25 protein-coding genes and 1 riboswitch are annotated in these 24,560 nt (G+C 68.0%); of the genes, 10 read left to right on the top strand and 15 right to left on the bottom strand.

Annotated features, from left to right (window positions below):
- Positions 1-128: 128 nt before the first annotated feature.
- Positions 129-1,226 (top strand): metallophosphoesterase, encoded by a 1,098-nt coding sequence (locus ACIQM4_RS12000; RefSeq protein ID WP_401589575.1) that lies wholly within the window; start codon positions 129-131, stop codon positions 1,224-1,226.
- A gap of 181 nt (positions 1,227-1,407) precedes the next feature.
- On the top strand, positions 1,408-2,235 hold the full coding sequence (locus ACIQM4_RS11995; RefSeq protein WP_401589572.1) for a hypothetical protein: 828 nt from the start codon (positions 1,408-1,410) through the stop codon (positions 2,233-2,235).
- 113 nt (positions 2,236-2,348) lie between these two features.
- Here the strand turns inward: ACIQM4_RS11995 and ACIQM4_RS11990 are convergent, their stop codons facing one another.
- On the bottom strand, positions 2,349-2,477 hold the full coding sequence (locus ACIQM4_RS11990; protein WP_401590181.1) for a hypothetical protein: 129 nt from the start codon (positions 2,475-2,477) through the stop codon (positions 2,349-2,351).
- 77 nt (positions 2,478-2,554) lie between these two features.
- On the opposite strand from ACIQM4_RS11990, the gene ACIQM4_RS11985 reads away from it, so the two are divergent.
- The gene (locus ACIQM4_RS11985; protein WP_401589570.1) at positions 2,555-4,117 is read left to right on the top strand and encodes a recombinase family protein; all 1,563 of its coding nucleotides are present in this window, start codon (positions 2,555-2,557) and stop codon (positions 4,115-4,117) included.
- Positions 4,118-4,255: 138 nt separating this feature from the next.
- Here ACIQM4_RS11985 and ACIQM4_RS11980 read toward each other — a convergent pair whose 3' ends face one another.
- From ACIQM4_RS11980 to ACIQM4_RS11965, 4 genes are all read right to left on the bottom strand, one after another.
- The gene (locus ACIQM4_RS11980) at positions 4,256-5,710 is read right to left on the bottom strand and encodes a replication initiator (protein WP_401589567.1); all 1,455 of its coding nucleotides are present in this window, start codon (positions 5,708-5,710) and stop codon (positions 4,256-4,258) included.
- Positions 5,711-5,846: 136 nt separating this feature from the next.
- Entirely contained in the window at positions 5,847-6,611 is a 765-nt protein-coding gene (locus ACIQM4_RS11975) for a DUF2637 domain-containing protein (RefSeq protein ID WP_401589565.1), read from the bottom strand.
- A 51-nt stretch (positions 6,612-6,662) separates the two neighbouring features.
- On the bottom strand, positions 6,663-8,069 hold the full coding sequence (locus ACIQM4_RS11970) for a cell division protein FtsK (protein ID WP_401589562.1): 1,407 nt from the start codon (positions 8,067-8,069) through the stop codon (positions 6,663-6,665).
- Between the two features lie 114 nt (positions 8,070-8,183).
- Positions 8,184-8,552 carry a hypothetical protein gene (locus ACIQM4_RS11965; protein WP_401589560.1) on the bottom strand — a complete coding sequence of 123 codons (369 nt, stop codon included), beginning with the start codon at positions 8,550-8,552 and terminating at the stop codon, positions 8,184-8,186.
- A 193-nt stretch (positions 8,553-8,745) separates the two neighbouring features.
- Between ACIQM4_RS11965 and ACIQM4_RS11960 the strand changes: the two genes are divergently transcribed.
- Positions 8,746-9,690, top strand: a complete 945-nt coding sequence (locus ACIQM4_RS11960) for a GntR family transcriptional regulator (RefSeq protein ID WP_401589557.1) — start codon at positions 8,746-8,748, stop codon at positions 9,688-9,690.
- A 960-nt stretch (positions 9,691-10,650) separates the two neighbouring features.
- On the opposite strand, the gene ACIQM4_RS11955 is transcribed toward ACIQM4_RS11960, so the two are convergent.
- The 4 genes from ACIQM4_RS11955 to ACIQM4_RS11940 form a co-directional block, all read right to left on the bottom strand.
- Positions 10,651-11,826: a methyltransferase gene (locus ACIQM4_RS11955; RefSeq protein WP_401589554.1), complete on the bottom strand. Its 1,176-nt coding sequence runs from the start codon at positions 11,824-11,826 to the stop codon at positions 10,651-10,653.
- A gap of 10 nt (positions 11,827-11,836) precedes the next feature.
- Positions 11,837-11,968 (bottom strand): hypothetical protein, encoded by a 132-nt coding sequence (locus ACIQM4_RS11950; protein WP_401589552.1) that lies wholly within the window; start codon positions 11,966-11,968, stop codon positions 11,837-11,839.
- A gap of 216 nt (positions 11,969-12,184) precedes the next feature.
- Complete coding sequence (locus tag ACIQM4_RS11945) at positions 12,185-12,613, bottom strand: hypothetical protein (protein WP_401589549.1); 429 nt, start codon at positions 12,611-12,613, stop codon at positions 12,185-12,187.
- Between the two features lie 199 nt (positions 12,614-12,812).
- Positions 12,813-13,055, bottom strand: a complete 243-nt coding sequence (locus ACIQM4_RS11940) for a hypothetical protein (RefSeq protein WP_401589547.1) — start codon at positions 13,053-13,055, stop codon at positions 12,813-12,815.
- 280 nt (positions 13,056-13,335) lie between these two features.
- Between ACIQM4_RS11940 and ACIQM4_RS11935 the strand changes: the two genes are divergently transcribed.
- Complete coding sequence (locus ACIQM4_RS11935) at positions 13,336-14,223, top strand: helix-turn-helix domain-containing protein (protein WP_401589544.1); 888 nt, start codon at positions 13,336-13,338, stop codon at positions 14,221-14,223.
- Positions 14,223-14,528: a DUF397 domain-containing protein gene (locus tag ACIQM4_RS11930; RefSeq protein ID WP_401589542.1), complete on the top strand. Its 306-nt coding sequence runs from the start codon at positions 14,223-14,225 to the stop codon at positions 14,526-14,528. The genes ACIQM4_RS11935 and ACIQM4_RS11930 overlap by 1 nt, the downstream gene beginning before the upstream one ends.
- A gap of 270 nt (positions 14,529-14,798) precedes the next feature.
- Here the strand turns inward: ACIQM4_RS11930 and ACIQM4_RS11925 are convergent, their stop codons facing one another.
- On the bottom strand, positions 14,799-15,605 hold the full coding sequence (locus ACIQM4_RS11925) for a hypothetical protein (RefSeq protein ID WP_401589540.1): 807 nt from the start codon (positions 15,603-15,605) through the stop codon (positions 14,799-14,801).
- 110 nt (positions 15,606-15,715) lie between these two features.
- A complete protein-coding gene (gene thiC / locus ACIQM4_RS11920; protein ID WP_401589537.1) occupies positions 15,716-17,500 on the bottom strand; it encodes a phosphomethylpyrimidine synthase ThiC in 1,785 nt (594 codons plus the stop codon).
- Positions 17,493-17,624: riboswitch (TPP riboswitch) on the bottom strand. (Overlaps the previous gene by 8 nt.)
- A 71-nt stretch (positions 17,625-17,695) precedes the next feature.
- Here thiC and ACIQM4_RS11915 point away from each other — a divergent pair.
- Entirely contained in the window at positions 17,696-19,057 is a 1,362-nt protein-coding gene (locus ACIQM4_RS11915) for a YibE/F family protein (protein WP_401589534.1), read from the top strand.
- Positions 19,058-19,299: 242 nt separating this feature from the next.
- Here ACIQM4_RS11915 and ACIQM4_RS11910 read toward each other — a convergent pair whose 3' ends face one another.
- The 4 genes from ACIQM4_RS11910 to ACIQM4_RS11895 all read right to left on the bottom strand — a co-directional run bounded on the left by ACIQM4_RS11910 (position 19,300) and on the right by ACIQM4_RS11895 (position 21,711).
- Positions 19,300-19,734, bottom strand: coding sequence for an SsgA family sporulation/cell division regulator (locus tag ACIQM4_RS11910; RefSeq protein ID WP_401589532.1), 435 nt, complete (start codon positions 19,732-19,734; stop codon positions 19,300-19,302).
- A 99-nt stretch (positions 19,735-19,833) separates the two neighbouring features.
- Positions 19,834-20,604 carry an IclR family transcriptional regulator gene (locus tag ACIQM4_RS11905; RefSeq protein WP_401589529.1) on the bottom strand — a complete coding sequence of 257 codons (771 nt, stop codon included), beginning with the start codon at positions 20,602-20,604 and terminating at the stop codon, positions 19,834-19,836.
- A 365-nt stretch (positions 20,605-20,969) separates the two neighbouring features.
- The gene (locus ACIQM4_RS11900; protein ID WP_401589527.1) at positions 20,970-21,194 is read right to left on the bottom strand and encodes a DUF5326 family protein; all 225 of its coding nucleotides are present in this window, start codon (positions 21,192-21,194) and stop codon (positions 20,970-20,972) included.
- A 199-nt stretch (positions 21,195-21,393) separates the two neighbouring features.
- A complete protein-coding gene (locus ACIQM4_RS11895; protein WP_401589524.1) occupies positions 21,394-21,711 on the bottom strand; it encodes a cupin domain-containing protein in 318 nt (105 codons plus the stop codon).
- 90 nt (positions 21,712-21,801) lie between these two features.
- Between ACIQM4_RS11895 and ACIQM4_RS11890 the strand changes: the two genes are divergently transcribed.
- From ACIQM4_RS11890 to ACIQM4_RS11880, 3 genes are all read left to right on the top strand, one after another.
- Complete coding sequence (locus ACIQM4_RS11890; RefSeq protein ID WP_401589522.1) at positions 21,802-22,182, top strand: phage holin family protein; 381 nt, start codon at positions 21,802-21,804, stop codon at positions 22,180-22,182.
- A 6-nt stretch (positions 22,183-22,188) separates the two neighbouring features.
- Positions 22,189-23,358: a cystathionine gamma-lyase gene (locus ACIQM4_RS11885; protein WP_401589520.1), complete on the top strand. Its 1,170-nt coding sequence runs from the start codon at positions 22,189-22,191 to the stop codon at positions 23,356-23,358.
- 284 nt (positions 23,359-23,642) lie between these two features.
- On the top strand, positions 23,643-24,539 hold the full coding sequence (locus tag ACIQM4_RS11880; RefSeq protein WP_401589517.1) for a LysR family transcriptional regulator: 897 nt from the start codon (positions 23,643-23,645) through the stop codon (positions 24,537-24,539).
- Positions 24,540-24,560 lie beyond the last annotated feature (21 nt).

The following is a 24,560-nucleotide window of genomic DNA, read 5'->3' as shown; positions in this document are numbered from 1 at the left end:
GATTCACCACCCCTGGTGCCTCACACAGCGCGGGCCGCATTCCTATGATGGGCGCACGACACGGCGGACCACCGGAGACCAGGTGGGACCCCAAGGTGTACGGCGGTGCGACGGTGGTGGAGGGGTCAATGACTCAGGGGGCCGGTCAGGGACCCGCGGTGCGTACGGCGACGTTGCGGGATTTCCGGGTGCCTCCTTACGCCCAGGCTCCCGTCGCGTCGTACGGCACCGGGCAGGCGAACGAGGCGAGGCAGGCGTACGAGGAGGGCGACGAACCCGAGGGTTACACGCCCACCCAACGCGATCTCCCGGTGATCAGCCGGGACGACAGCGCGGGGCCCGGCGACACCGGGCCCGTCGCGCGGCCGGACACCGAGGAGCGGTCCGAGGGCGAGGGCCTGGGCCCGCTGTTCGTCGTCGGCGACGTGCACGGCTACCTCGTGGAGCTGCTGGACGCCCTGCACGAGCAGGGCCTCATCGACGACGAGGGCCACTGGGCCGCGGGCAACGCGCGGCTCTGGTTCCTCGGCGACTTCACCGACCGCGGCCCGGACGGCATCGGCGTCATCGACCTGGTGATGCGGCTGTCCGCCGAGTCGGCGGCGGCGGGCGGCTACTGCAAGGCACTGATGGGCAACCACGAGCTGCTGCTGCTCGGCGCCCGCAGATTCGGCGACACCCCCGTCAACTCCGGCGCGGGCACCGCCACCTTCCAGGCGGCCTGGCTGCTCAACGGCGGACAGAAGCACGACATGGAGCGCCTCCAGGACGTCCACCTCCAGTGGATGTCCCGCCTCGACGCGGTGGCCCTGGAGGACGGGCACCTGCTCACCCACTCCGACACCACGGCCTACCTCGACTACGGCGCCACCATCGAGGACGTCAACGACACGGTGCACGACATCCTCACGCGTAACGACGCGGACGAGTGCTGGGACGTCTTCCGTAAATTCACCAAGCGCTTCGCGTTCCGTGACGAAGGCGGCTCCGACGCCGTACGGGAACTGCTGGGCGCATATGGCGGCGAGCGCATCGTGCACGGTCACAGTCCCATCCCCTACCTCCTGGGCCAGGTCGGCAACGAGGACGCGGGAGACGGAGAGGGCAGCTCGGGACCGGTCGTCGAGGGGCCGCACGTCTATGCGGACTCGCTGGCCATCGCCATGGACGGCGGCGTGACCATGGCCGGAAAGCTGCTCGTGGTGCGGCTCCCGCTGGGTGACTGAGGGTTACGGGGGCGTGTGCGCGCCCGGCGCGCACGCCCGCGCCGTCGGGCCAATTTCCTGAAACCCCCTGTCAACCCGTGCCGTAACCGCTCTACCATCGGGTTATCCGTAGCAGGCTCTCCTCCGTTTCCGCCCAACTGCCCACCGAAGAGGGCAACCCGGCCCTACGGAGCATCGGGGGATGCACATGAACAGCGCTCCGCACCTGCTGGCCGAGGACCGCCCGGAGTTCGAGCGGACCCTCGACGAAGCACTGCGCACCGCGCACGAACGCCCGGATCTCGCCGCGCTGGGACAGCGGCTGAACAGCGAGCAGTTGCGCACCATGGCGCTCAGTGCCAGCGCGATAATCGCCGCTCACGCGTCGGCCGAGTACGACCACTACGTCAAGGCGCGCCAAGATCTGCGCTCTCCCGCCGTCCCGTCGCCCGGCGCCCTCCTCGTGCCCGGGGTCGGCGAGCACGCGGAGACCACCGGCGCGGGAGCCGTCGCCGTCGTCGCCGTACTCACGCCCGTGCTGGCCGGGATCGCAGCGGTGGTGCTGTTGCTGGTCGGGTATCTGCTGAGCATGCTCGACCCCGCGCCCGCGGTCGCCGGGGCGGTGCTGACCGCCGGCTGGGTGTTCGGCGCGCTCACCGTGGCGGGGCTGCTCGGCGCGGTCGTCGGACTGCTGTTCACCGCACTGCGCAACCGCTCGACGGCTTTCCAGGTCGGCCACCGGGACGCGAGCAACGAGGAGGTCGACCGGGCCAGGGAAGCCTGGACGCGGGCCCTGTTGGAGCGGGGCATCCTGCCGTTCCTGCGCGACGAACTCACCAGGCCGCCCGAGACCGCCCCCGCCGTCCCCGAACAGCCCCGGCAGAACCGCATCCCCGGCCTCGGCTACTCCCGGCCCGACTTCGGCAGCCCCAGCGAGCACAGCGGCAACGGCCACCGGACCCGCCCCAGCTACTCCAGCCCGGACTTCTCCAGCCCCGACTACGGCGGCCCGGACCACAAACCGGAGTGACCGGCGCGGCCCCCTCCGGGCCGAAGCGGGCCGAAGCCGTCGCTCCGGCCCGCGCGGCCCCCTCTGGGCCGAAGCCGTCACTCCGGCCCGGAGGGGGCCGACGCCGAGCGGTCTCAGTCCGCGATCGGCAGGTACACCCTGTTGCCCGCGGCGGCGAACTCCGCGGACTTCTCCGCCATGCCCGCCTCGATCTCCTGCGCCGTCCCCCCGTGCTCGCGCCGGATGTCGTGCGAGATCTTCATCGAGCAGAACACTGCTAGATGACACACATGCTAGGTTGCTCCCCGATCTGCGTCAGGGAGCCGACCGAGGGGGAGACATGGCCACCCGCGAAGAACTCGTCAGCAGCCTCAGAGGTATGCCGGCCGATCTGCCAAGCGTCGCCGAGGTCCAAGCGATGCTCACCGCCGATCCCACGTTGAAGTGCGTCGTCTGCTACGCCCGCATCAGCTTCGACGGACGCGCAAAGGACGCACACGGCATCGAGGACCAGCACCGCGAGCTGACCACGAAGGCTAAGAACCTGAACTGGCTTGTCGTCTACCGGTATACGGACAACGACAAGAGCGCCAGCAAGGAAGAGGTCATCCGGGATGACTTCGAACAGATGCTGGTGGACCTCACCGCAGGACGCACACCCGAGGGATACCCCGTCCATGGCGTGATGGCGATCAACGACGACCGGCTTTACCGACGCCCAGGCGACTGGGAACGCTACCTCCGAGCCTTCACGGGGCACCCTGACCGCGTCTACTACGACTCCAACGGGCCCCAGGACCTCTACGCCGAGGGGTTCGAGGTGAAGGGACTGGTGGGTGTCGCCATGTCACTCGCCGAGACGAGGAAGAAGCAGAGGCGGAGCAGAACCAGCCACCACAACCGAGCGATCCGAGGACAGTCGGTTTCCGCATGGCGACCGTTCGGCTGGGATGACGACAAGGTCACCCTCCGGCCCAGGGAAGCAGATGCCATCAGGCGGGCGGTGACGGACGTGATCGCCGGTGCTTCCATCAGTGAGGTCACCGCGGAATGGAAGAAGGCGGAGTTCGTGACCGCCAGGGGGAACGCCGTCCAGTACGCGACCGTGAAACAAGTCCTGGTGAACGCCCGACTCTGCGGATACCGCGAGATCAAGGGCGAGCTAGTTCGGGATGACGATGGGCAACCCATCGTGGGCGAGTGGGAATCCATCATCACGCCCAAGCAATGGTTCGCTGTGGTGGCCACGATCAAGAAGCGAGGCCGTGGCACGGGCCAGCCTCGCGGTGGGCTCGTCCACAAGTACGTGCTTACCGGCATCCTGCGATGCGGGAGCAAGTTGCCCGACGGAACGTCCTGCAACAACAAAATGATCGGCATCAAGGCGAACACGTGGCTCACCTACAAGCACGCGTACATGTGCAAGAAGACCGTGGACGGTGGCTGCAACAAGACGTACAAGCGAGGCGACGAGACAGACAAGCACATCGAGCGGCTTGTGAGAGCCAAACTCAAGAAGGATGCCGCAGCCGCCACCCGCGAGGTCCCTGACTGGACTAGGGGGGATGAGTTGGAAGCAACTATTGGCCGACGTAACGCGCTCGAACAGCGCTGGCAGTCAGGCCAGATCGATGATGAGACGTTCTTCCGCAACCTCCCTGCGCTCGATGCGCTGGTGAAAGAGCTGCGGGCCGACTACGGGAAGCACTTGGAGCTGCTAGCAACCGCCGAGGCTGCCACGGCAGACATTGACGCTGAGTGGGAGGCGAAGACCCTCACCCAGAAGCGGGAGATGATTAAGGGGGTGCTTCACGCGGTGATCGCCGAGCCGAGCGGCAAGGGCCGAAAGCCATTCGACGTGTCACAGCTCAGGCCGGTGTGGCGCTCTTCCGAGTCAGGGTGACACCAAGGATCTCGCCGATACGTCGAAGCTGACCCTCTCCAAGCGGCGGGGCGTCGCTCAGACAGCGTTCAATCCAAAGGTCAACGGCCGCCTCGTCGCAGGTGAGACTCTTCCGCGCACTCGGCTCCATGACGGTGGTCACTGCCACACCTCTCCTTCTGTCTTGGCCCGTGCTCTGGCTTCGCGGGCCTGGTTGATCTCATGGCGCGTTTGGTTGGCGAGGAGTCGTTCACCGGGGCGGTAGCCGGTGGCGAGGTAGGCCCAGGAGGCTTCGGTGACGAGGGTGGTTTCGTCATGGCCGGTGTCGAGGCGGTGTGCTTCTGCTTGGGCGGTGCGCCAGGCGCGGCGGACGTCGCGGAGGGCGCCGAGGGTGGTGGAGTAGGCACGGGATTTGGTGGAGAAGTGCCCCCGGAAGCCGAGCATGTGGGCCCACTTGCGGAGCTTGAGATCAGCGAATTCGGTGAGGCCGCCGAGGGCCCAGGCGGTGCGGATCATCTGCCGGACGTGCCGGTGTACGGGAAGGTCCCGGAGGGGTTCGGCTTGTTGGGTGCCGTCGCAGTCGGGGCAGATGTCTTTGATGCGTCCGCCGACGGTTCCCCGTCCCTGGCAGGTGCGGCAGATCAGGGTGCGGTCGACGGTGCCGGTTCCTTCGGCGCTTTTGGTGGCGTACTTGGCGACGTAGCCCGCCACGGACTGATCCGTGTACCGGCCCTCTCCGAAGGCTTTGATGGGGCGGCAGTCGAACTTTTCGCCCCAGCGGATTTCGTGGTCTCCCACGGTGTCGGAGGACACGGTCAGAGATGTGGTCTCGACTGTTGCCGTCGCGGCTTTCTCCAGGGCTTCATAGGTGGCCCAGGCGGGGGGCGGGGTGGTGTGTCCGTCGGAGCCGTCGAAGCGGATGACGGCGTGGAAGTGGACCAGGCCGCGTTGCTGGTATTCGGCGACCTTCGCGAAGGACAGTCGCAGCGATTCGTTCAACTGCCACATTTTCAGGCCGAGTTGTTTGGCGAGGATGCGGCGGAAGTAGGTGGTGAAGAGGGCCCAGAGCTGGGAGGCGTGCGCGTTCCAGAGCACGGCCCCGGTGTAGTCGTAGGTCCGGGGGTTCAGGGGGGTGCCGAGTTCGGGGGCGTCGTCGGGGTGGGTGGTGCCGCAGCGGCAGCGGCGGGGGGTGCCGGTTTGGGTGGTGCGGTGGTTGTGGACGGGGCCGAAGGAGGGGGCGGTGAAGGTGAGGAAGGCGCGGGGGTGGTCGCGGACGGTTTCGGCGACGTTCTTCCCGCCGGAGAGTCCGGCCTTGATGAGGTGGTAGGTGTCGGCGGCGTAGAGGCGGGAGCAGGCGGGGCAGCGGGAGGAGCGGCGGTTGCCGCAGGTGGTCAGCAGTCGGCCGGTGGGTTCGTCGGCGGTCGAGTAGGACCGGACCACTTCCCCGGCGGGGGTGCGGGTGGTGGTGTGGCCGGTCAGGTTGATGGGGCCGGTGCAGCCGCGCAGGTGGCGGACCTGTTCGGTGACGCGGTCGAAATTGCCGCTGTTGGCGAGGTCGAGGAGGTCACGGACGGCGGGGCTGATGACGTGGCGCAGGTCGAGGGAGCGGCCCATGAGCTGTGGTGTCCATTCCGGGGTGGGGCCAGCGGGCGGCACCAGGTAGGTGGGTGCCGCCGCGCGGGCATGACGAGTCGGGCCCTGTCGGGCGTGGGGTGTGGGAGGGGCCGGGCAAGAGTGCCGGCCGGGGGGCTCAGCCGGTCAGTGCGGCGTGTGCGGCAGTGGCGAGCGGGAGGCTGACGCCGAGCCGGGCCTTGAGTTGGGGCGCGGTGATCGGGGTGCCGTGGGTGGTGGTGTGCGCGTCCGCGATCTCCCGGGCGGCGTCGAGGAGAGCCGCAGGCACCGGAGCCGCCGGAACGGGCGCGGCCGGGGCTACTGGAGTAGGCACGGCCGGGGCAGGGGCAGGTTCCACCGGCGGAGCCACGGCCGGTGCCGGGACCGGTGCAGGGGCGGGAGCTTCCGGGGGTGCGGAAGTGTCCTCTGCGGCCGAGGCCGGGGTGGGCGTCGGGAGTGCTCCGGTGCGGTCAGGTTCCGGCAGGACCACGGGGGCAGGGGTGGCGACGGCGTGGAAGTGGCGCAGGAGGGTGGGGCCGACGGCTCCCCAGCCCAGGAGGAGCAGGGGGGCGACGGCATCCACGCAGGCCCGTCCGTAGTGCCCGGCCAGGATCGGTTCGGCGATGTTCAGGGCGAGGGTGAAGAAGCCGGAGACGTGCATGAGACGGGTTGCCCCGGTGAGGTCTTCGGCCGGGACGCCGCGCAGGGACAGGTGCCGCAGGGCAACCATGAGGCCGACCACGGACAGGTCCACCATCGGGGCGATGAGCGGGGCGACCGGGCCGGGGACGCCGAGACGCAGGGCCAGGTTCCACACGTTGCCGAAGGAGAATACGAACGCGAGGAGGGCGATCACGGCCATGACCACGGTCACCGTGCGCTGAGTGATCCGGTCTTGTGACATGAGGGTTCACCTCCCTTCGGGGGTGTGGGCGGTGTCGGTGGGCCGGGGTGCTCAGGCAGCGTCGGGGAGGGTCTTGGACAGGTGGATGGTGAACTCACCGGTGACGACTTCGAGGATCAGCCCGGGGTCGCGGGTCAGGTGGGCGGTCGCGTCCGCGATGCGGGCGGTGTCTGCGTCGGAGACGTAGGGGGTGCGGATACGCACGAAGCCGGGACGGCCGTGGGCGTTCATGACGCAGACGCCGACGTACGCGGAGTCCTGAAGGGTGACGGGGTTGGCTTCGGGCCACTGGCGGATGTCGTCGCCGAGCGCGGCCACAGCAGCGTCGGCAGTCTTCTGAGCGAAGGACAGGCCGACCGGGCAGACGTCGCGGATGAACGTGGGGATCGCGTCGCCGGTGGTCTTCTGCGTGATGATCACGGTGAGGAAGCCCAGGGCGCGGCCCTTCTTGGTGAGGTCTTCCACCAGGCGGGCGTTCTCGGCACTCAGCGCGGCGAGCTTCTTGGTCTGCGGGTCGGAGCCCTTGTAGTCGCGGAAGTAGGTGTGTGCCTCGTCGATGATCGTGACGATCAGCGGCCATTCCTCGGTCGGTCCGGCGTGCCAGAAGTTCTTGATTCCCCGGGCACGCTTCTGCGAGGCCGAGCGGGCACGGCGCAACTCCACCAGGCGCTTGAACTCCTTGTTCGCCGCTTCCAGGTCGTCACCGGTGAAGGCGTACAGGCGTGAGGTCACGTCCGCGTAGTCGCCCTCGTAGGCGTGGGAGACCTTGCCGTCGAACACGTTGAACTGCACTGCCCCGGAAGGGGCCCAGTCGCAGATCAGCCGGTTAATGGCGGAGGTCTTGCCGAAGCCGGGCAGGCCCGCCATGGTCACGCCGGGCACGTCGCAGAGCGGGATGGAGACGGGCATGCCGAACTCGTCCACTCCCAGGTCCCACATGGCCACTTTCTTCGGCTCCCGGCCCGTGGGGGTGTGCGTGGTGTGGGTGATCAGCGGGTCCACCCGCACGCCACGGATCAGGACGTGGCCCGGCTTGTCCGGGAGCACAGAGACGCGGGTCATGCGCCAGGCGTCCGCCAGGTACGGGGCCGCTTTCTGGAACTCTTTCAGGCCCACGTTCGGCAGGCACTTCACCCGGACCATCACCCCGAACTCGTCAGGGGTGACCTTGATACGAGGTACCAGGACCCGGGGCTTGGGTTCCTTGTCCCCGCTCGACAGGGAGGCGAAGGCGGTCGGCAGGCGGTCGGTTACCGACAGGTTCGCCATCCGTGCCAGCCGCCTCCAGGACCCTCGGATACGGACCGCCTGCCGTATGCTCCGGCGCTTCATCGGCGAGGCAGCCAGGTAGCGGACCACCCACACCACCGCCCACACAGTCAGCGCGATCGCACAGATCAGGGCGACGTCGGGGAGAGCGGTCTGCACCCCGCTCATCACCTCATTGATTTCGTTCACCACGAAGAAGCCTTTCGATACGAGGGAAGGTCAGGGGCGGAGGAGAGTCCGCCCGACGCCAGGACGGCGCGCCCGATGCACCGTCCTGTGCGTGCGGAGCAGACGGGGCGAAGATCAGGCCGCCGCTTCCTGCGGCACGGCCGGGGCTTCCGTCAGCTCCAGGGAGGCGCAGCGGTAGGCGACACCCTCCTGAAGGGCCTCGTTGAAGATCCGGGCCCACGGGATCGCGAACAGGTCCACCGGCTTCACGAACCGGCCCGGGTGCAGACCGTTGGGAAGACCGCCCGACGGGATCGAGATCTTCATTGCCTCCGCGCGGTCTTCCTCCATCAGGAAGAGCGTCAGCGTGAACATCGGCTGACCCGTCTCGCGGTCCACCGCCCGCAGACCGTTCTCCTGGTCCTTCCACTTCGCCGCCGCAACCGTGCCGACCATGAAGGTCGTCGACGGGAGCAGCCCCACGCGGATGTAGGTCATGGCCATGGCAAAACTTCCTTTCCGTCATCAGTCGTACGTCGACCGATGACAGAACCCTAGCGCTACGGCGGCACACCCGCAACAGTAGATCCCACCCGATACGGCACTACAGGCGAGACGGTTCGCACATGCCCAGCGAGTGGGCCCAGTCCGGCGTGCAGGTGTACCGCGTAGGTGGAACGCCGCTACCCTCGAAAACATGACGCTGCCCTTGAACGAAGACCCTCGGCCGCCCTACGTGCAGGCGGCCGAGGTGCTACGTACTGCGATCGCATGCGGAGAACTGCGGGCAGGGATGAAGCTCCCGTCGGCCCGCGAGTTGCAGCGCCGATTCGGCATTTCCAGCTCGACGGTTCAGAACGCCTTGCGGCTCCTGAAATCCGAGGGCCTGATCTACTCCGTCCTCGGACGAGGCAGCTACGTCCGGGCCCCCAAGCCGGGTGCAGTCCAAGTGCCGGCCACTAGCGCGGGCAACCCCGATGAGGGTGACGTGGGCGACTCAGGGCTAGAGACCGAGGAAGGCGAGCCCAATGCGGACGTCATCCATGACGAGCGGGACCCCCAGTACGTAGGGCTCGGCGATACTCGCCGTGGCTGGCAGACGGCACCATCGGAGGAGCACACCCGTCCCTACGTCCGCACTGCGGAAGCGCTCCGAGAGCTCATCTATACCGAGCTCAAGCCTGGCGACAAACTGCCCTCCGCACGCGAGCTCCAGGAACAGTTCGGCATCGCCAACTCGACCGTTCAAAACGCCCTGCGGCTCCTCAAGGACGAGAACCTCATCTACTCGGTTCAAGGGCGTGGTGTGTTCGTCAGCGCGAAGGCCGACGGTCGCGAACGCTTCTTGCGGCGCTACCACCAGGGCTTGCGGGACGACGCCGAGCAGAGACGTGCCGAAGAAGACGCCGTGAAGTTCAGCGGTGAGACTGACGAGGAAGTCAACGCGAAAGCGGAACAGGCCGCAGTACGAGTGCAGCAAGCCCGTACCGAGCTGGAAGCCGCTCAGGCAGAACTTCGCGCACTTCAGGAGGACCAGGCCCGTCGCCGACGTGTCAACGGGGAACCCGACCCCGACGAGCAGGCTGACCAGCTGAATCTTCTTATGGACAGGCTCAAGAACACCGGCCGCTACCGCCCCTGAGCCCGGGACCAGAGGCGACCAAAAACCCAGCTTCACTGAGTTGTTCAGAGTTTCTTTACTGGATCAAGGCGGGCCGCTTCGCGACCCGCGCGCGCTGGCGGCCGCGGCCGCCGCGCTAAATGTCTACGCCACCGCGCGACGGCCCCGCCCGCTCAGCGCGCAACAGCCCCACAGCGGACGCCGATCCGCGAAGAAGCCCGCACATCCCCAGTCATCTCCCCGGACCCGACGCGCGGACCAACGGTGCAGCACTGCGGTCGGAGAAGCCTCGGCAGGCATCGGGGTGCTCACGATGCCGTGGCTGGGGCGGGCGTCCGGGGCGGCTTTACCCACCTGTTCGGATCGGGGCCCGCGTCGGACAAGTCCAGGGGGCCACTCGTTCAAATTCCGGGCAGGTCCACAGACTGCCCGAGTTGCCGGGCCAGCGTACGGCCCCCTGAACATGCCCGACCCCAACCCGAACAGGACACCGGCCAAAGCCGCCCCGGCCACCCGCGTGCGCATGCTGAGCACTCCCCCAGTACGGCAGCACAGCCCCGGCCATCAGCGCGGAAGGCAGACAGCCGGGGCAGAGGCGCCCGGGGGTAGTTACGTCATGCGTTGCCCCGAGGGCGGGAGGGGCGGGTGTAGGGCGGCTCAATGGGACACGAGCGTCCGCCGTGGACCAGGAGGGAGGCGTCAAGGAGCCGGTACAGCTCCCGTTGCCACACGTGCCGACACCACCAGGTTTCCAACCGAAAGGCTAAGAGGCCGAGTTGATGCGTGTGGTCGAGGTCGCGGAACGTGCGCAAACAGGTGCGGACACGGTCCAACGTCCAGAAGCTGTTCATGGTCTGCTTCCGGCAGTGCGCGAGCGGGTCAAGCTTGGATGACGAGTGCGTACGGGGCCAGAGGTGAGGTGCCTTGCTCTGCGCGGAGAAATCCGCGGGCCGCTTTTCCCACCCCGCCCCGCCCGCCAGGTCACAGACGAGGCACCGGGCGGTCCGGGGAGTCCAGCCACGGGGTGTGAGTGCCGTCGGCGTCCACGGTCATCCCGAAGCGTTCCGGCCCCGGCTTGCCCGCGTTGCTCCACCAGAGATAAGCCGCTTCCGCCATGTCCCACAGGTTCACCGGCCCGTGCTGCCACACCGTGAACCGGTCCCGGCTCGTTCCGTCCCAGTCCACCGCCGCCCACGAAGTGGCGTCCGTAGTGGCCAGCCACAGGCGTTGTGTCACACCGTCCACGTCTGGGTTCTCGTGCCAGGTGTGCCACACCCTCGGCAGCAGCAGCCCCAGCGCGAACATCGCCGACCAGTTCCCGCCCGCCAGCCACCGGGGGTCAACCTCGGTGTGTGATTCGGCCGGCACGTGTTCATCGCGGACCACATCCCGGAAGATGCGCAGGTTCACGCGTTGTTGGCGCATCGGCATAAACGCCGAGTGCGGCAAGAAGGACCCCGACGCGACCCCATGCCCGTCCACGATCAACCGCAGCAGGCCGAAGCAGAACCACGGCGACTCCCACGGGAGCAGGATCACCCCGCCGGGCACCGCCTGATCCACCCAGGCCGCAGGCACCGACCGCACCGAACAGGTGGCCATCACCCGATCGAAGTGGTGGCGCGACCAAGCACCAAACGCCCCGTCACCGCACACCACATCCGGCTCCAGGCCCAGAGCCTTCAACGACCGTGCCGCCCGCCCGGAGAGCATCGGATCGACTTCCACCGTAGACACCAGGTCCGAGCCCACACGATGGGAAAGAAGACCCGCGTTCCACCCCGTCCCCGTCCCGATCTCCAGCACCCGATGACCAGGCTGCACATCCAGCAGGTCGAGCATGCGGAACACGATCGAGGGCGCCGACGCCGAACACGACGCCCACCGGTCCCCCGCCTCCGCCTCCAGGCCGTCGTTCACCTGCGTCACCACCGGAGCATCCGCGTACGCCCACCGCAGCCACTCCGCCGGGGCCGACGAACGAGAACACTCCTCCAGGTCATCACCCACCCACACCGTCTCCGGGAGAAAGGCATGCCGGGGCACCCCCCAGAACGCGGACTCCCAGCCCGGCGACACCGGGGCCCCGAGATCTTCACTCACCGAGCGGAGCAGGCCGCGCATCGCGGCCCGCTCCTCTGCTCCGATCATCGTCATTCCGTGGCGCCTACTTCCCCTTGTGCTTCGGCTCAGGCTTCGGACTCTTCGTATCCGGGTTGGGCTTGTCCTTCCCCGGGTCCTTGGCCCCGGAGTGCTTCCCGTCGCCGCCACCGCCACCCTTGCCTGTTCCCCATCCCATAGCAGTCTCCTTGCTCTCGTCACGAACGTTGCGAACCTTGCGAGCAGGCCCACGGGCCCGCGTGGTACCCCGTCCGGCTGCCGACCGCACTCAGGCAGCCGGACGGGAAATGGTTCCGCCCCGGCCACGGGAAGGGGAGCCACGAGCCCCACCCGGCAGGAGTGCCGGGTCTTCCTGAGGGCTCACGCGGCCAGGACGGAAGTTCAAGGGGCCGGGTCAGACCGGAACGAGTAGTTCGCGCAACCGCCACTCATCAGCGAAGTACGTCCGCAGGGGGCGCGCGGAGAACACCAGGACCGCACTGCCGGTATCGGAGACGAAGCGGACCAGCCCGCCATCGGCGAGGGAGCCCATCAGTGATTCCTGACCCCGCCAGTCATGACGCCAGGACCGCAACTCCTGCGGCCCGTCCGGCAGCTCGGGCGACACCTGTTGCAGCACCGCACGAGTGCCGGCCACCGCGTCGCACTCGCACTGAAGCCATGGCGCAGAGGGGGCCGGGTCCGCCAAGTCCGCTAGGCGTGAAGCCTGTTCGCGCAGCCAGCGCACCGCCAGGCGAGGCGAAGACGCCAGGTAGCCACGTAAGGGAAAGTCCTGCACCCCCGCGCTCACCGTGATCTCGCACCAGAAGTCGGGTCTGCTCATTCGCCATCCACCACCAGGCGCACCTTCGAGGGCGGAGCCGTCCACTCCTTGCCACCACCCAGCGGCCGAACGAACACCGTGAACGACACGCGGCGAGTCGCCGGGCTCTCCCACTCCTCAGCAGCCAGACACACACCCCGAGCGCCTGCCTCCGAGTGCTCCACCAACGACCCGATCGCCGCCACCGCCTCAGTCCGCGTCACACCAACCACCGGGCCCCATTCGCGACCGCTACACGCGCACTCAGGTACTCCAGCACCGTCAACGGCCGCACAACCGCCGGATCGGCATCCCAGGAAACCCCGAGGTCGAGGGGGCGCAGTTGGACGTAACGGTGGGTGGTGAGCTGGACTATGCCCACCTTGTTCCGCCGCTCGTCAATGGCGAAGTCGCCTTGAGCGGGCCGAGGTTCAGCGGCACCCAACGCCTGTTGCTCGCTCACTTCACCGTCTCCACTCTCCCGCGAATGCTTTCCCGGACTCGCCAGCCCGCTCCAGAGGAGCAACCGTCTGGAGCCGAGCGACTACACACGAGACTGACACTCCGGTGGCTACTCTGGAACGGTGAAAACAGAATTCTGCTAGCCAAATTTGGTCGTCAAGTTCCTTGCTGTCACGGCGAGTTCGCATCCGAGCGCGTGAGGTCCCGCAAATCCGCAGAACGTTCCTTGCACGGCCGGAACGTTCGCCGACACACTGAACACATCGCAGAGGGGAAAGCAGATGATCACAGACGTGGAGGCGGCAACGCCCGCGCTCTGCCGTCTTCAACTCGGCAGCGAACTCCGCACCCTGCGGATAGCTGCGGGTCTCAAAGCGGCCCAGGTGTGCAGGCGGCTCATCTGGAGCCCGTCGAAGCTCACCAGGCTGGAGACCGGCGAGAACGCGGCGGTGGAGCCCGCCGAAGTGATGGCTCTCTGCGAGATCTACGAAGCCAGCCCGGAGACGAGGGCCTTGCTTCAGGGGTACGCCGCCGTGACCAAGACCAAACGTGACTGGTGGCAGTCAGCCGAGTACCGGCCCATCATCAGGCCCGGCTTCAAAGCGTTCCTCGGCTTGGAGTCCACGGCGACAGTGCTCCAGACGTACGAGGCCGAGTTCGTCCCCGGCCTGCTACAGACCGAGGCGTACGTGCGCGTGATTCACGAGCGGGCACACGAAGGTCTCTCGGCAGACGACGTGGACAAGTTGGTGACCGTCCGCACGACCAGGCAAGAGGTACTGCACCGCACGACGCCGCCACTGAAGTACACGGCGATCCTCAACGAGGCGGTACTACGCCGGACGGTCGGATCACCCGCGTTGATGCGTGACCAACTGGGGCACATCATCGCCATGGTCGAAGCGCGCCCCAACGTCAGAATTCAGGTCGTGCCATTCAAGGCAGGCGCGCACTCCGGCATGAACGGGAAGTTCTCCGTTCTCCAGTTCCCGGAGCGTGCGGCCCTCAAGCCGCTCGTGTATCTGGAGAACCTCGCCGACGCGTGGGTGATCCGCCAGGATGACGCCATCGAGCGGTACGAAGACGCGTTCGCAGATCTCAGCGCGCTCGCCGCAGGGCCGCAAGAGTCCCTGAGCATGATCAAGACAGCAATCAAGGAGCACAGCTAGTGACCATCATCAACGCAGGTGCGCTCAGCGGCGCGGACTGGTTCAAATCCAGTTACAGCAATGACCAGGGTGGCGACTGCGTCGAGGGTGCACGCCTCTGCGCTGAGGCCGTTCGAGGCATGGACTGGCACAAGTCCAGTTACAGCAATGACCAGGGTGGCAATTGTGTGGAGGGCGCACAACTGGACGACGGCATGATGATGGCCGTACGAGACTCCAAGGTCCCCGACGGGCCCGCATTCATCGTGCGAGCCGAAGCGTGGACAACTTTCGTAACCGAACTGACCAGGGGGGCGGCCCAGTAGCTGCCGCTCCGGAACAGCAGCGGCCCCCCGCACAGCGTGAGATGCGGGGGGCCGCTCTGACGTCAGAGGATCAGTCCGCAATTGGCAGGTACACCCGGTGCCCCGACTCTGCGAACTCCTTAGACTTGGCGAGCATCCCGGCTTGAACCTCATCGTCGCTGGTCACAGCGAGATCCGGGGCGAACTGCTCTGTGATGCTTCTACTGATCTTCATCGAGCACGAGCGCTCACAGCATGTGGCTCAAGCACCTTCGGATACGGGCAGCCGTCCTAGCCGCCGAGATGCCTAAGAAAGTCAGTCACGAACTTCTCGACCTCAAGTCTGTCTGTGGAGTCACAGACATCGAGGCGATCGATGTACTTGACGCCAGCATTCCGAAGCAGACGTTCCCTGCCCTTGTCGTCGGAGGCTCGTCCCTTGTGGTAAGGGCCATCGATCTCAATGACGCCGGCACAGCCGCGATACGTAATCAGCAGGTCAGGCTCATACGTGTGCCCGCGGACGCGCATGGCACCTAGGGGCATGATGCCGATCGTGTCGTTGTCCGGGAGGTCCGCTTGCCGGTGTGCGAGCACCTTGTAGACACGGTGCTCCCACTCGTTGGTGAAGTGGAGGCCGTCCTCAATAGGATGCTGCGGTTCCAACCGCACCCGGCGTGCCTGATTCGTGGGTTTCGGGCCACCAACCGCCTTCAGCTGCTCGCGCCAGTTCGCGCTCACCCGGGGGATCACCGGGACGGCTTCGATGTAGCCCACGGACGCGTCCCGCTTCTCCCTGCGGAGCACACTGTGCATGGCGGAGCGCATCCGCTCCAGGATCTCCTCCGTGAAGCGAGGAAGAAGATGCGGCTCAATCTCCAGCAAAGCCTTGTAGTTTTCCTGGCCGAAGTCCGAATCCCACAGCATCACGTCTACCGTGATCACATCAGCAGCTATCGCAGCTGTCTCACCGTCGCCCTGCTGATGGAGCAGGATGGCACCCGCGCCTAGCAGTCGTTCGCCCAGATTGAGTTCGTGTTCGGACAGACCGTTCGGGGCCACCACTGTGTCGGCCGAAGAGCGCGATTCTTCACCCATACGGAACATTGTGACACCGCCCTATGACAACTGGCGCGGGTCACAGGGCGGTTGTGTAGCACCAGACTGTGGGTGGAGACTCGCCGGGAGCCTCCACCCCAATCAACCGATCAGTCAGCCAGGGGCAGGTACACGCGGTTGCCGCTTGCTGCGAACTCCTTGGACTTCGCAAGCATCCCGGCCTCGATCTCCTCATCCGAGGCAGAAGAGAGCAGGTCAGGGGCAAACTGTTCTGTGATGCTTCTACTAATCTTCATCGAGCAGAATTTCGGCCCGCACATCGAGCAGAAGTGCGCCGTCTTCGCCGGTTCGGCTGGGAGCGTCTCGTCGTGGAACTCCCGTGCCGTGTCCGGGTCGAGGGCCAGGTTGAACTGGTCCTCCCACCGGAACTCGAACCGCGCGTCGCTCAGCGCGTCGTCCCACTCCTGCGCACCCGGGTGGCCCTTGGCGAGGTCCGCCGCGTGCGCAGCGATCTTGTACGTGATGACTCCGGTCTTCACGTCGTCCCGGTCGGGCAGCCCCAGGTGCTCCTTGGGGGTCACGTAGCAGAGCATCGCGGTGCCCCACCAGGCGATCATCGCGGCGCCGATGCCGGAGGTGATGTGGTCGTAGGCGGGGGCCACATCGGTCGTCAGCGGGCCGAGCGTGTAGAACGGCGCCTCCTCGCAGATCTCCTGCTGAAGGTCGATGTTCTCCTTGATCTTGTGCATCGGGACGTGTCCCGGGCCCTCGATCATGGTCTGTACGTGGAAACGCTTGGCGATCGTGTTGAGTTCCCCGAGCGTCCGCAACTCGGCGAACTGAGCCTCGTCGTTGGCGTCCGCGATGGAGCCCGGCCGCAGGCCGTCGCCCAGCGAGTACGTCACGTCGTACGCCGCGAGGATCTCGCAGAGCTCCTCGAAGTGCTCGTAGAGGAAGGACTCCTGGTGGTGCGCCAGGCACCAGGCGGCCATGATCGATCCACCGCGCGAGACGATGCCGGTCTTGCGGCGCGCCGTCAGCGGTACGTGCGCGAGGCGCACCCCCGCGTGGACGGTCATGTAGTCCACGCCTTGTTCGGCCTGCTCGATGACCGTGTCCTTGTAGACCTCCCAGGTCAGGGCCTCGGCGCGGCCGTCGACCTTCTCCAGCGCCTGGTAGAGCGGCACGGTGCCGATCGGGACGGGCGCGTTGCGCAGGATCCACTCGCGGGTGGTGTGGATGTTGCGGCCGGTGGACAGGTCCATGACCGTGTCCGCGCCCCATTTGGTGGCCCAGGTCATCTTGTCCACCTCCTCCTCGATGGAGGAGGTGACGGCCGAGTTGCCGATGTTGGCGTTGACCTTCACCAGGAACCGCTTGCCGATGATCATCGGCTCGATCTCCGGGTGGTTCACGTTCGCGGGCAACACCGCGCGTCCGGCGGCGATTTCCTCCCGTACGACATCGGGCGAGACGTTCTCCCGGATGGCCACGTACTCCATCTCCGGGGTGACCTCGCCGCGCCGTGCGTAGGCGAGCTGGGTCACCGCCTGCCCGTTCCGGCCCCGGCGGGGCTGGCGCGGACGGCCGGGGAAGACCGCGTCGAGGTTCCTGAGGCCCCCGCGTGGCGAGGTGTGCTTGATGCCGTCGTCCTCGGGACGCACCGGGCGCCCCGCGTACTCCTCGGTGTCCCCGCGTCCGACGATCCAGTTCTCGCGCAGCGGGGCCAGGCCGCGGCGTACGTCCGTCTCGACGGTCGGGTCGGTGTACGGGCCGGACGTGTCGTACAGCGTCACGTCCTTCCCGTTGGTCAGGTGCACCTGACGGACCGGCACCCGCAGGTCCGGACGTGATCCGTCGACGTACCCCTTGTGCCAGCCGGGCTTGCGCCCTTCCTGGCCGGAGGCAGGCGTGCGTGCATCCATCGTGGTCATGAGACCTACTCCCTACGCCGGCATTACCCGGTAACAGGTTCAGCGGTCGACGCAGCCGTTTCCGTACGTGTACGGAGGTCAGCGCCCTCTCAGCCCGGTGCTCCGAGCTCCCGCGTGTGCAAAGGTGCCCCCACGCTAGCGCCATTCCGGGCGCGCTGAACAGAGGGCCCCCCTCGTTCTTGCGATGATCGCCGGGTGACCCCACCACAGCCGCCGTCCGGTCCGCCGTCCACACAGCCGCCCCCGCCGTCCCCTTCGCCGCCGGCCTCCTCGCACGGCCACAGCCACAGCCACGGGCCCGCGGCCCCCGTCTCCAAACACCTGCGCAAGGTCATCGCGGCGGTACTGATCCCCTTCGCCACCGCCGTCCTCGTCGGCCTCGCGATCCTGTGGCCCGGTGGCGCACCCACCCACGAGCGCACCGGCGTGGGCTTCGACCGGCAGACCGAGCAGGGCCGCGTCGTCCAGGTCGAGGCCATCGACTGCAAGGCCGCGAACGTCGCCGAACAGCCGCAGCAACCGCAGGGCCAGGCGGACCCGTTGTCACCACCGGGCGGCGACGGCGCCAAGGGCGACTGCAAGAAGGCGACGGTCGAGGTGACCAGCGGCGCGGACAAGGGCCGCACCTTCACCGAGATCGTCCAGCCCGGCGCCCCCCGGCAGTTGGAACAGGGCCAGGGCGTCGTCGTCGCGTACGCCCCGGACGCGCCGCGTGAACTGCAGTACTCCGTCACCGACGTGGACCGGAAGCTTCCGCTCACCGTGCTCGCAGGCATCTTCGCCGTCGCGGTGGTGATCGTCGGCCGGATGAAGGGCGTGATGGCGCTGGTCGCGCTCGTCGCGTCGTTCACGATCCTGACCCTGTTCATCCTGCCCGCCATCCTCCAGGGCTCGAACCCGCTGGTCGTGGCGGTGGTCGGTGCCAGCGCCATCATGCTGATCGCGCTCTACGCCTGCCACGGGCTGAACGCCCGTACCTCCGTCGCCGTCCTCGGCACCCTCGTCTCGCTGCTGCTGATCGGACTGTTGGGCTCCCTCTTCATCGGCTGGGCCTTCCTGTCGGGAAACATCGACGACAGCACCGGCCTGATCCACACCCTGTACCCCTCCATCGACATGAGCGGCCTGCTTCTCGCGGGCGTCATCATCGGCTCCCTCGGTGTCCTCGACGACGTGACGGTCACCCAGACCTCCGCCGTCTGGGAACTCCACCAGGCGGATCCGACGATGGGCCCGCGCGCCCTGTACCGGGCGGGCATCCGCATCGGCCGCGACCACATCGCCTCGGTCGTCAACACCCTCGTCCTCGCCTACGCGGGCGCCGCCCTGCCCCTGCTGCTGCTGTTCTCGATCGCCCAGAGCAGTGTGGGGACGGTCGCCAACAGCGAGCTCGTCGCCCAGGAGATCGTGCGCACCCTCGTCGGCTCGATCGGGCTGGTCGCCTCGGTCCCCGTGACCACCGCGCTCGCCGCGCTGGTCGTCTCCGCCGACCGCTCGGGCACCGCCTCGCCCTCGATGCCGGTACGCACCGGACGCGGCCGGCGCCGCAAGGGCTGACGCGACCGGCGCGACCGAGACCGCTGTCACCGGCCGGCGCGGCCGACACCGCCGACACGGCCGGTACGCCGGGGGTGCGCGCACGCCAGGGGCACATGACAGAAGAGGCGGCCGGGTGACTCCGGCCGCCTCTGGCGTTTCGATCCGGGCGGGTCCTGCGGGCGCAACCCACGGCCGGGACCAGCGAACGGTCCTGCGAGCGGTCCTGCGAGCGGTCCTGCGGGCGGTAAACCCGCCGGGCCTCAGCCCGCGTTCTCCTCCGCCAGAATCCGGCCCAACTCGTCCTCCAGGCATCCGGCATAGTCACTCTGCGTGTGCTCCTGGCCGAGCGGCACAAGCTTGTCCGTGCGGTCGAGAAACGCCACCAGCGGCGCCGCGCTCGCTCTGAAAAGCGCGCGGTCGGCGCCCACCTGGAGCCTGATGTGCACATCGGCAAGTTCGTCGGGGTCGGTCGGGGAGATGTGCACATCTCCCTCGCCGCAGGATTCGTTGATTCCGTCAACCAGCAGCTCGCGGCCAAAAGCCCAGGTCACAGGCGCATCACCGGGCAGGTGGAAGGTCAGCTTGATCGCGTAGGGATCCTTCGCCTGGTACATGAGCTCGACCGGAATACGAAAGGAGAGCTCCTCCGAGACGAGGAAGCTCATCATGACCTCTGCCTGAACCGACTCGCGCATCGCCAACCCTGCCGTAGAAGAAAGTGGCCGGAACGATCCCATCCGTCCCTCTTGACGCCATCGTGCTTGAACCAGTAACAGATCACAAGGAGTGAGTTTTCAGATACTGATAGAGAACATGAGCGAACGAACCACCTCACCCATTTCCCCGCGCAACCGTTCGATCGCGGGCACCAGCCGGGCCTCCTCCGCGAGGGGTACCGAAATCGCCATCACCGCCGCCATCGGCCCGATCGTGATCGGCACCGCCGCGCACGCCGTCCCCAGGACGTACTCCTGACGCTCCAGCACGGGTTGCATCCGCTCGACCGCCGCCAGCCTCTCCAGCAGGGACGCACTGTCACGAACGGTGTACGGGGTGATGGCCTCGACGGGGTGCCGGTCGAGGTGGTCGCGGCGCGCCTCGGTGTCCAGTTGGGAGAGCAGGCACTGGCCGACCGCGTGCGCATGGGCCGTCTCGCGGAGGTCGGCCCACTCCTCGACGGCGGGGTGTTCGATGCTCTCGGCGGAGGCCGTCAGTTCGACTTCACCGTCGCGGTAGACGCCGAAGTACACGGCGACGCCGAGCGTGTCGCGCCACCGTTCCATGGTGTCCGTCATCATTCCGCGGCGAACCTGCCCGGAACCACCGCGCCCGATCCGCTCCGCGGCGGCCCCCAGCACGAAAACACCCTGCTCACGACGGAGGTATCCCTCGTGGGTCAGGGTGCGCAGCAGGTGGTAGGCGGTGGGCAGCGGCAGTCCCGCCTCGCGGGCGAGCTGTTTGGCGGGGGCGCCGTCGGGGTGATCGCTCACGGCTTCGAGGAGACGCAGAGCACGCTGCACCGAACCGATCAAGGTGGGAGCGGGACCGCCGGCGGGAGCAGACACGGGCCGTGCGGACACGACGGACACGGCGGTGGGTGCGGACGGTGCGGACGCGCCGGGTACGCGTGGCGCGGAGGCACCAGGCGCGGGTGGCACGGAGGCGCTACCGGGTGTGGGTCGTACGGGTGGTGCGGAGGCGCCGCCGGGTGCGGGTACGGACGGTGCGGTTACGGCGCTCTGCCGGGCCGTGGGCTGGGCCGTGGCCATGGGTCGCTCCCGGGGTCCCGAAGGGCAGTGCGGTCGCCGGGGAGCGGGAGTCCCGGGTGACGGCAGCGGTTTTTCACCCTAACTGCCTTGCCCGGGGCCCTAATTGCTTTCACGTGTCAGATTCCCCCCGGCGGGCTAATGCCCGCACGGGAAACCAGTGCCTACCAACCGTGCGAGGAGTCGCCCGACGAGGAGGACTTGAACCGCCGCACGAGGTAGATCAGTCCACCGACCAGGGCCACCAGTACCAACAGCTTGAAGAGCAGTCCGATCAGCGTGCCGATCGCCGTCAGGATCGCGCCGCCGAACACCAGCAGGACGAGGGCCGGGATCGCGACCCACTTCACCCAGCCCGGCAGGCTCGCGAACATCTCTCGTGCAGCCATCTTCTTGCCCTTCCTTCGGTCCGGTTCCTGCCCGGATCTGCGGTGTTTCCCTGCCTCCGATGCTAGGCGGGGGGCCACCCCGAGCGGGGACCGCGCAGCCCTTGAAGACCCCTGATCCACCCCCTAGGGAACCCGCATGCACACGGGGGGATGTTTCACGTGAAACATCCCCCCGGAACAACGCGCGGTCACTGCGCGGTCAGCTCTCCGGCGGGGAGAACACCACCAGCACCCGCAGGTCCTCCGAGATGTGGTGGAACTTGTGCGCCGTTCCCGCCGGTACATAGACCACGCTGCCCCGCGCGATCTGCGAGGTCTCCATGCCGACGGTGATCGCCGCCCTGCCGCTCACCACGAAGTAGATCTCGTCCTCGTTGTGCGGCTGCTGCGGGTCGGTGTCGCCCGCGTCGAGCGCGTACAGGCCCGCCGACATGTTCCTCTCCTTGAGGAACTGCAGATACGCGCCGTCGTTCGCGGCCCGTTCCGCCTCCAGCTCGTCCAGTCGGAATGCCTTCATGCCCACTTGCTCCTCGCCGCACGCCCGCGCCGTGCCGCACCGGCATCGGCTGCACTGATTTCCCCGATCATGTCTGCCACGATCAGACACATGATGAATTTCGCAGTCAAGACGGTCGCCAACGCGATCGCGCTCCTGGTGGCCGTGTGGCTTTTGGAGGACATCACCCTCACCGGCTCCAGTACGGGCAGCAAGGCGGGCACGCTCATTGTCGTCGCTCTGCTGTTCGGTCTGGTGAACTTCCTGGTCAAGCCGGTGGTGAGGCTCCTTTCCTTCCCGCTGTTCGTGCTCACGCTCGGCCTCTTCACACTCGTGGTGAACGCGCTGATGCTGCTGCTGACGTCCTGGCTGGCCGACAAGTTCGACCTGGCCTTCCACGTCGAGGGCTTCTGGACCGCCGTGGTCGGCGCCCTGATCATCAGCGTTGTCTCCTGGGCACTGAACGTGCTCCTCCCCGACGGAAGGGACTGACCCCCGATGGGGATATCCGACGAGGACGGCGACGGCACCCGGTCCGTACGGGCCGGTCTGCCCGACCCGGTGGCCTACGAGCCGACCCTTCCCGGGCCGGTGTTCGCGGCCCACTTCCACCTGCCGGGCGAACCGAAGGGCCCGTACACCTACGGCCGTGACGAGAACCCCACCTGGACGCATCTGGAGCGGGCGATCAGCGAACTGGAGGCGCCTCCTTCGGAGAACGGGGGCGTCACCGCCCACACCGTCGTCTTCGCCTCGGGCATGGCCGCGATCTCCGCCGTCCTGCTCTCGCAGGCCAAGGCGGGCGACACGGTGGTGCTCCCCGACGACGGTTACCAGGCGCTCCCTCTCGTACGGGAGCAGCTGGAGGCGTACGGGGTGAGCGTGCGCACGGCGCCGACCGCGGGGGACGCCCAGCTCGCCGAACTGGACGGGGCGCGGCTGCTGTGGATCGAGTCGCCGTCCAACCCCGGGCTGGACGTCTGCGACATCCGCCGCCTTGTCGACGCCGCGCACCAGGGCGGCACTCTGGTCGCCGTGGACAACACCCTCGCCACCCCGCTCGGCCAGCGGCCGCTCGACCTGGGCGCCGACTTCTCGGTGGCCAGCGGCACCAAGGGCCTCACCGGCCACGGCGATCTGCTGCTGGGCTACGTGACCTGCCGCGACGCGGAACTGGCGGCGCGGGTACGGCGCTGGCGCAAGGTCGTCGGTGCGATCCCCGGCCCCATGGAGGCCTGGCTCGCGCACCGCTCCCTGGCCACCCTGCAACTGCGCGCCGACCGTCAGGGGGCGAGCGCCCTGGTACTTGCGACGGCGCTGCGGGGTCACCCGTACGTGAGCGGTCTGCGCTACCCGGGGCTGCCCGAGGACCCGTCCTACCCGGTCGCCGCCCGGCAGATGCGGCGGTTCGGGTGCGTGGTGTCCTTCACCCTGCCGGACAAGGCGTTCGCGGAACGGTTCCTGGAGGAGCTGCGGCTGGTCGACGACGCGACGAGCTTCGGCGGCGTACGGTCCACTGCCGAGCGGCGCGGACGGTGGGGCGGCGACGCCGTACCGGAGGGCTTCATCCGGCTGTCGGTCGGTGCGGAGGACGTGAACGACCTGACCGTCGACGTACTGCGGGCGCTGGAGGCCGCCGGCGGACCGTTGGACACGGCAGCCGTATGAGTAGCACCGGGTAGCCGCACGGCGTAGGACGGACGGTCCGAGCCTCCCCCCTCGTGGCTCGGACCGTCCCGGTTCTGCGCGCGAAGAACCGCCTGCACAAGGCTAGTTGACTCAGCGTCAGTGTCCAATCACGCTGGCGACAGAGACCTATCGACATATTTATACTGCGTCTTCGGGGACACCGGCGGGGACCGGACCACGGTGACTGGACGACGGACCGGGCAAGTGGGCGAGCACCCGCGGGCCGTCGTGGACAGAACACCGCGCAACGCGGAAGGCATGACATGGATCTGGCCCTGCTGCGCACCTTCGTGACCGTTCACCGGGCCGGCTCGTTCACCCGGGCCGCCGCGCTCCTCGGGCTGTCCCAGCCCGCCGTCACCGGCCAGATACGCACACTGGAGCGGCAGTTGGGCCGCCCGCTGTTCCTGCGCCGGGCCCGCGGCGTGACCCCCACCGCCATCGGTGACGAACTCGCCCATCGCGCCGCCCCGCATCTCGACGCCCTGATGGAGATCGTCGAGACCGGTCTCGACGACCGGTCCGGGGTGCGCACCCTCCATCTGGCAGGGCCGCCCGAGTTCACCTCGTTGCGCGCCCTGCCCGCACTCTCCCCGCTCACCGCCCAGGGCCTGGCGTTGCGGGTCACCTTCGGCAGTGCCGAGGAGACGCTGGAGGGCCTCGCCGACGGCCACCACGACCTGGCCATCACCACCGACCGGCCGCGCGGCGGGCTCCTCAGCGCCACCGCCCTCTGCGACGAGGAACACGTCCTGGTCGCCGCTCCCCGCTGGGCCAAGCACCTCACCCCGGAGCTCCTGGCCGCCAAGGGGGCCGTCGTCCTGGAGCACCTGCCCGTCGTCGAGGTGCACGAGAGCCTGCCGCTCGTCGCCCGGTACTGGGCCGCCGTCTTCGACACCCCGCCCGCCGCCGCCGGCACCGTCATCGCTCCCGACCTGCGTGCCGTCCTGCAGGCCACCGTGGCGGGCGCGGGCCTCGCCGTCCTGCCGCGCTACCTGTGCGAGGACGATCTCGCCCGGGGCGGCGTGGTGGCGCTGCACGAGCCGGCGGTGCCCCCGCTGCGCACCTACTTCCTGGCCGTACGGTCCGGCACACTCGCCCAGCCGCGTCTCGCGCGGGCGCACGAATGGCTGCTGCGCGCTGCCGGTGACTGGTGCTGAACGGGAGCCGACCGGGGCACG

The organism is Streptomyces sp. NPDC091272, from assembly GCF_044757485.1.
Classification (GTDB): domain Bacteria; phylum Actinomycetota; class Actinomycetes; order Streptomycetales; family Streptomycetaceae; genus Streptomyces.
This window is presented reverse-complemented; position numbering and strand designations above follow the sequence as displayed.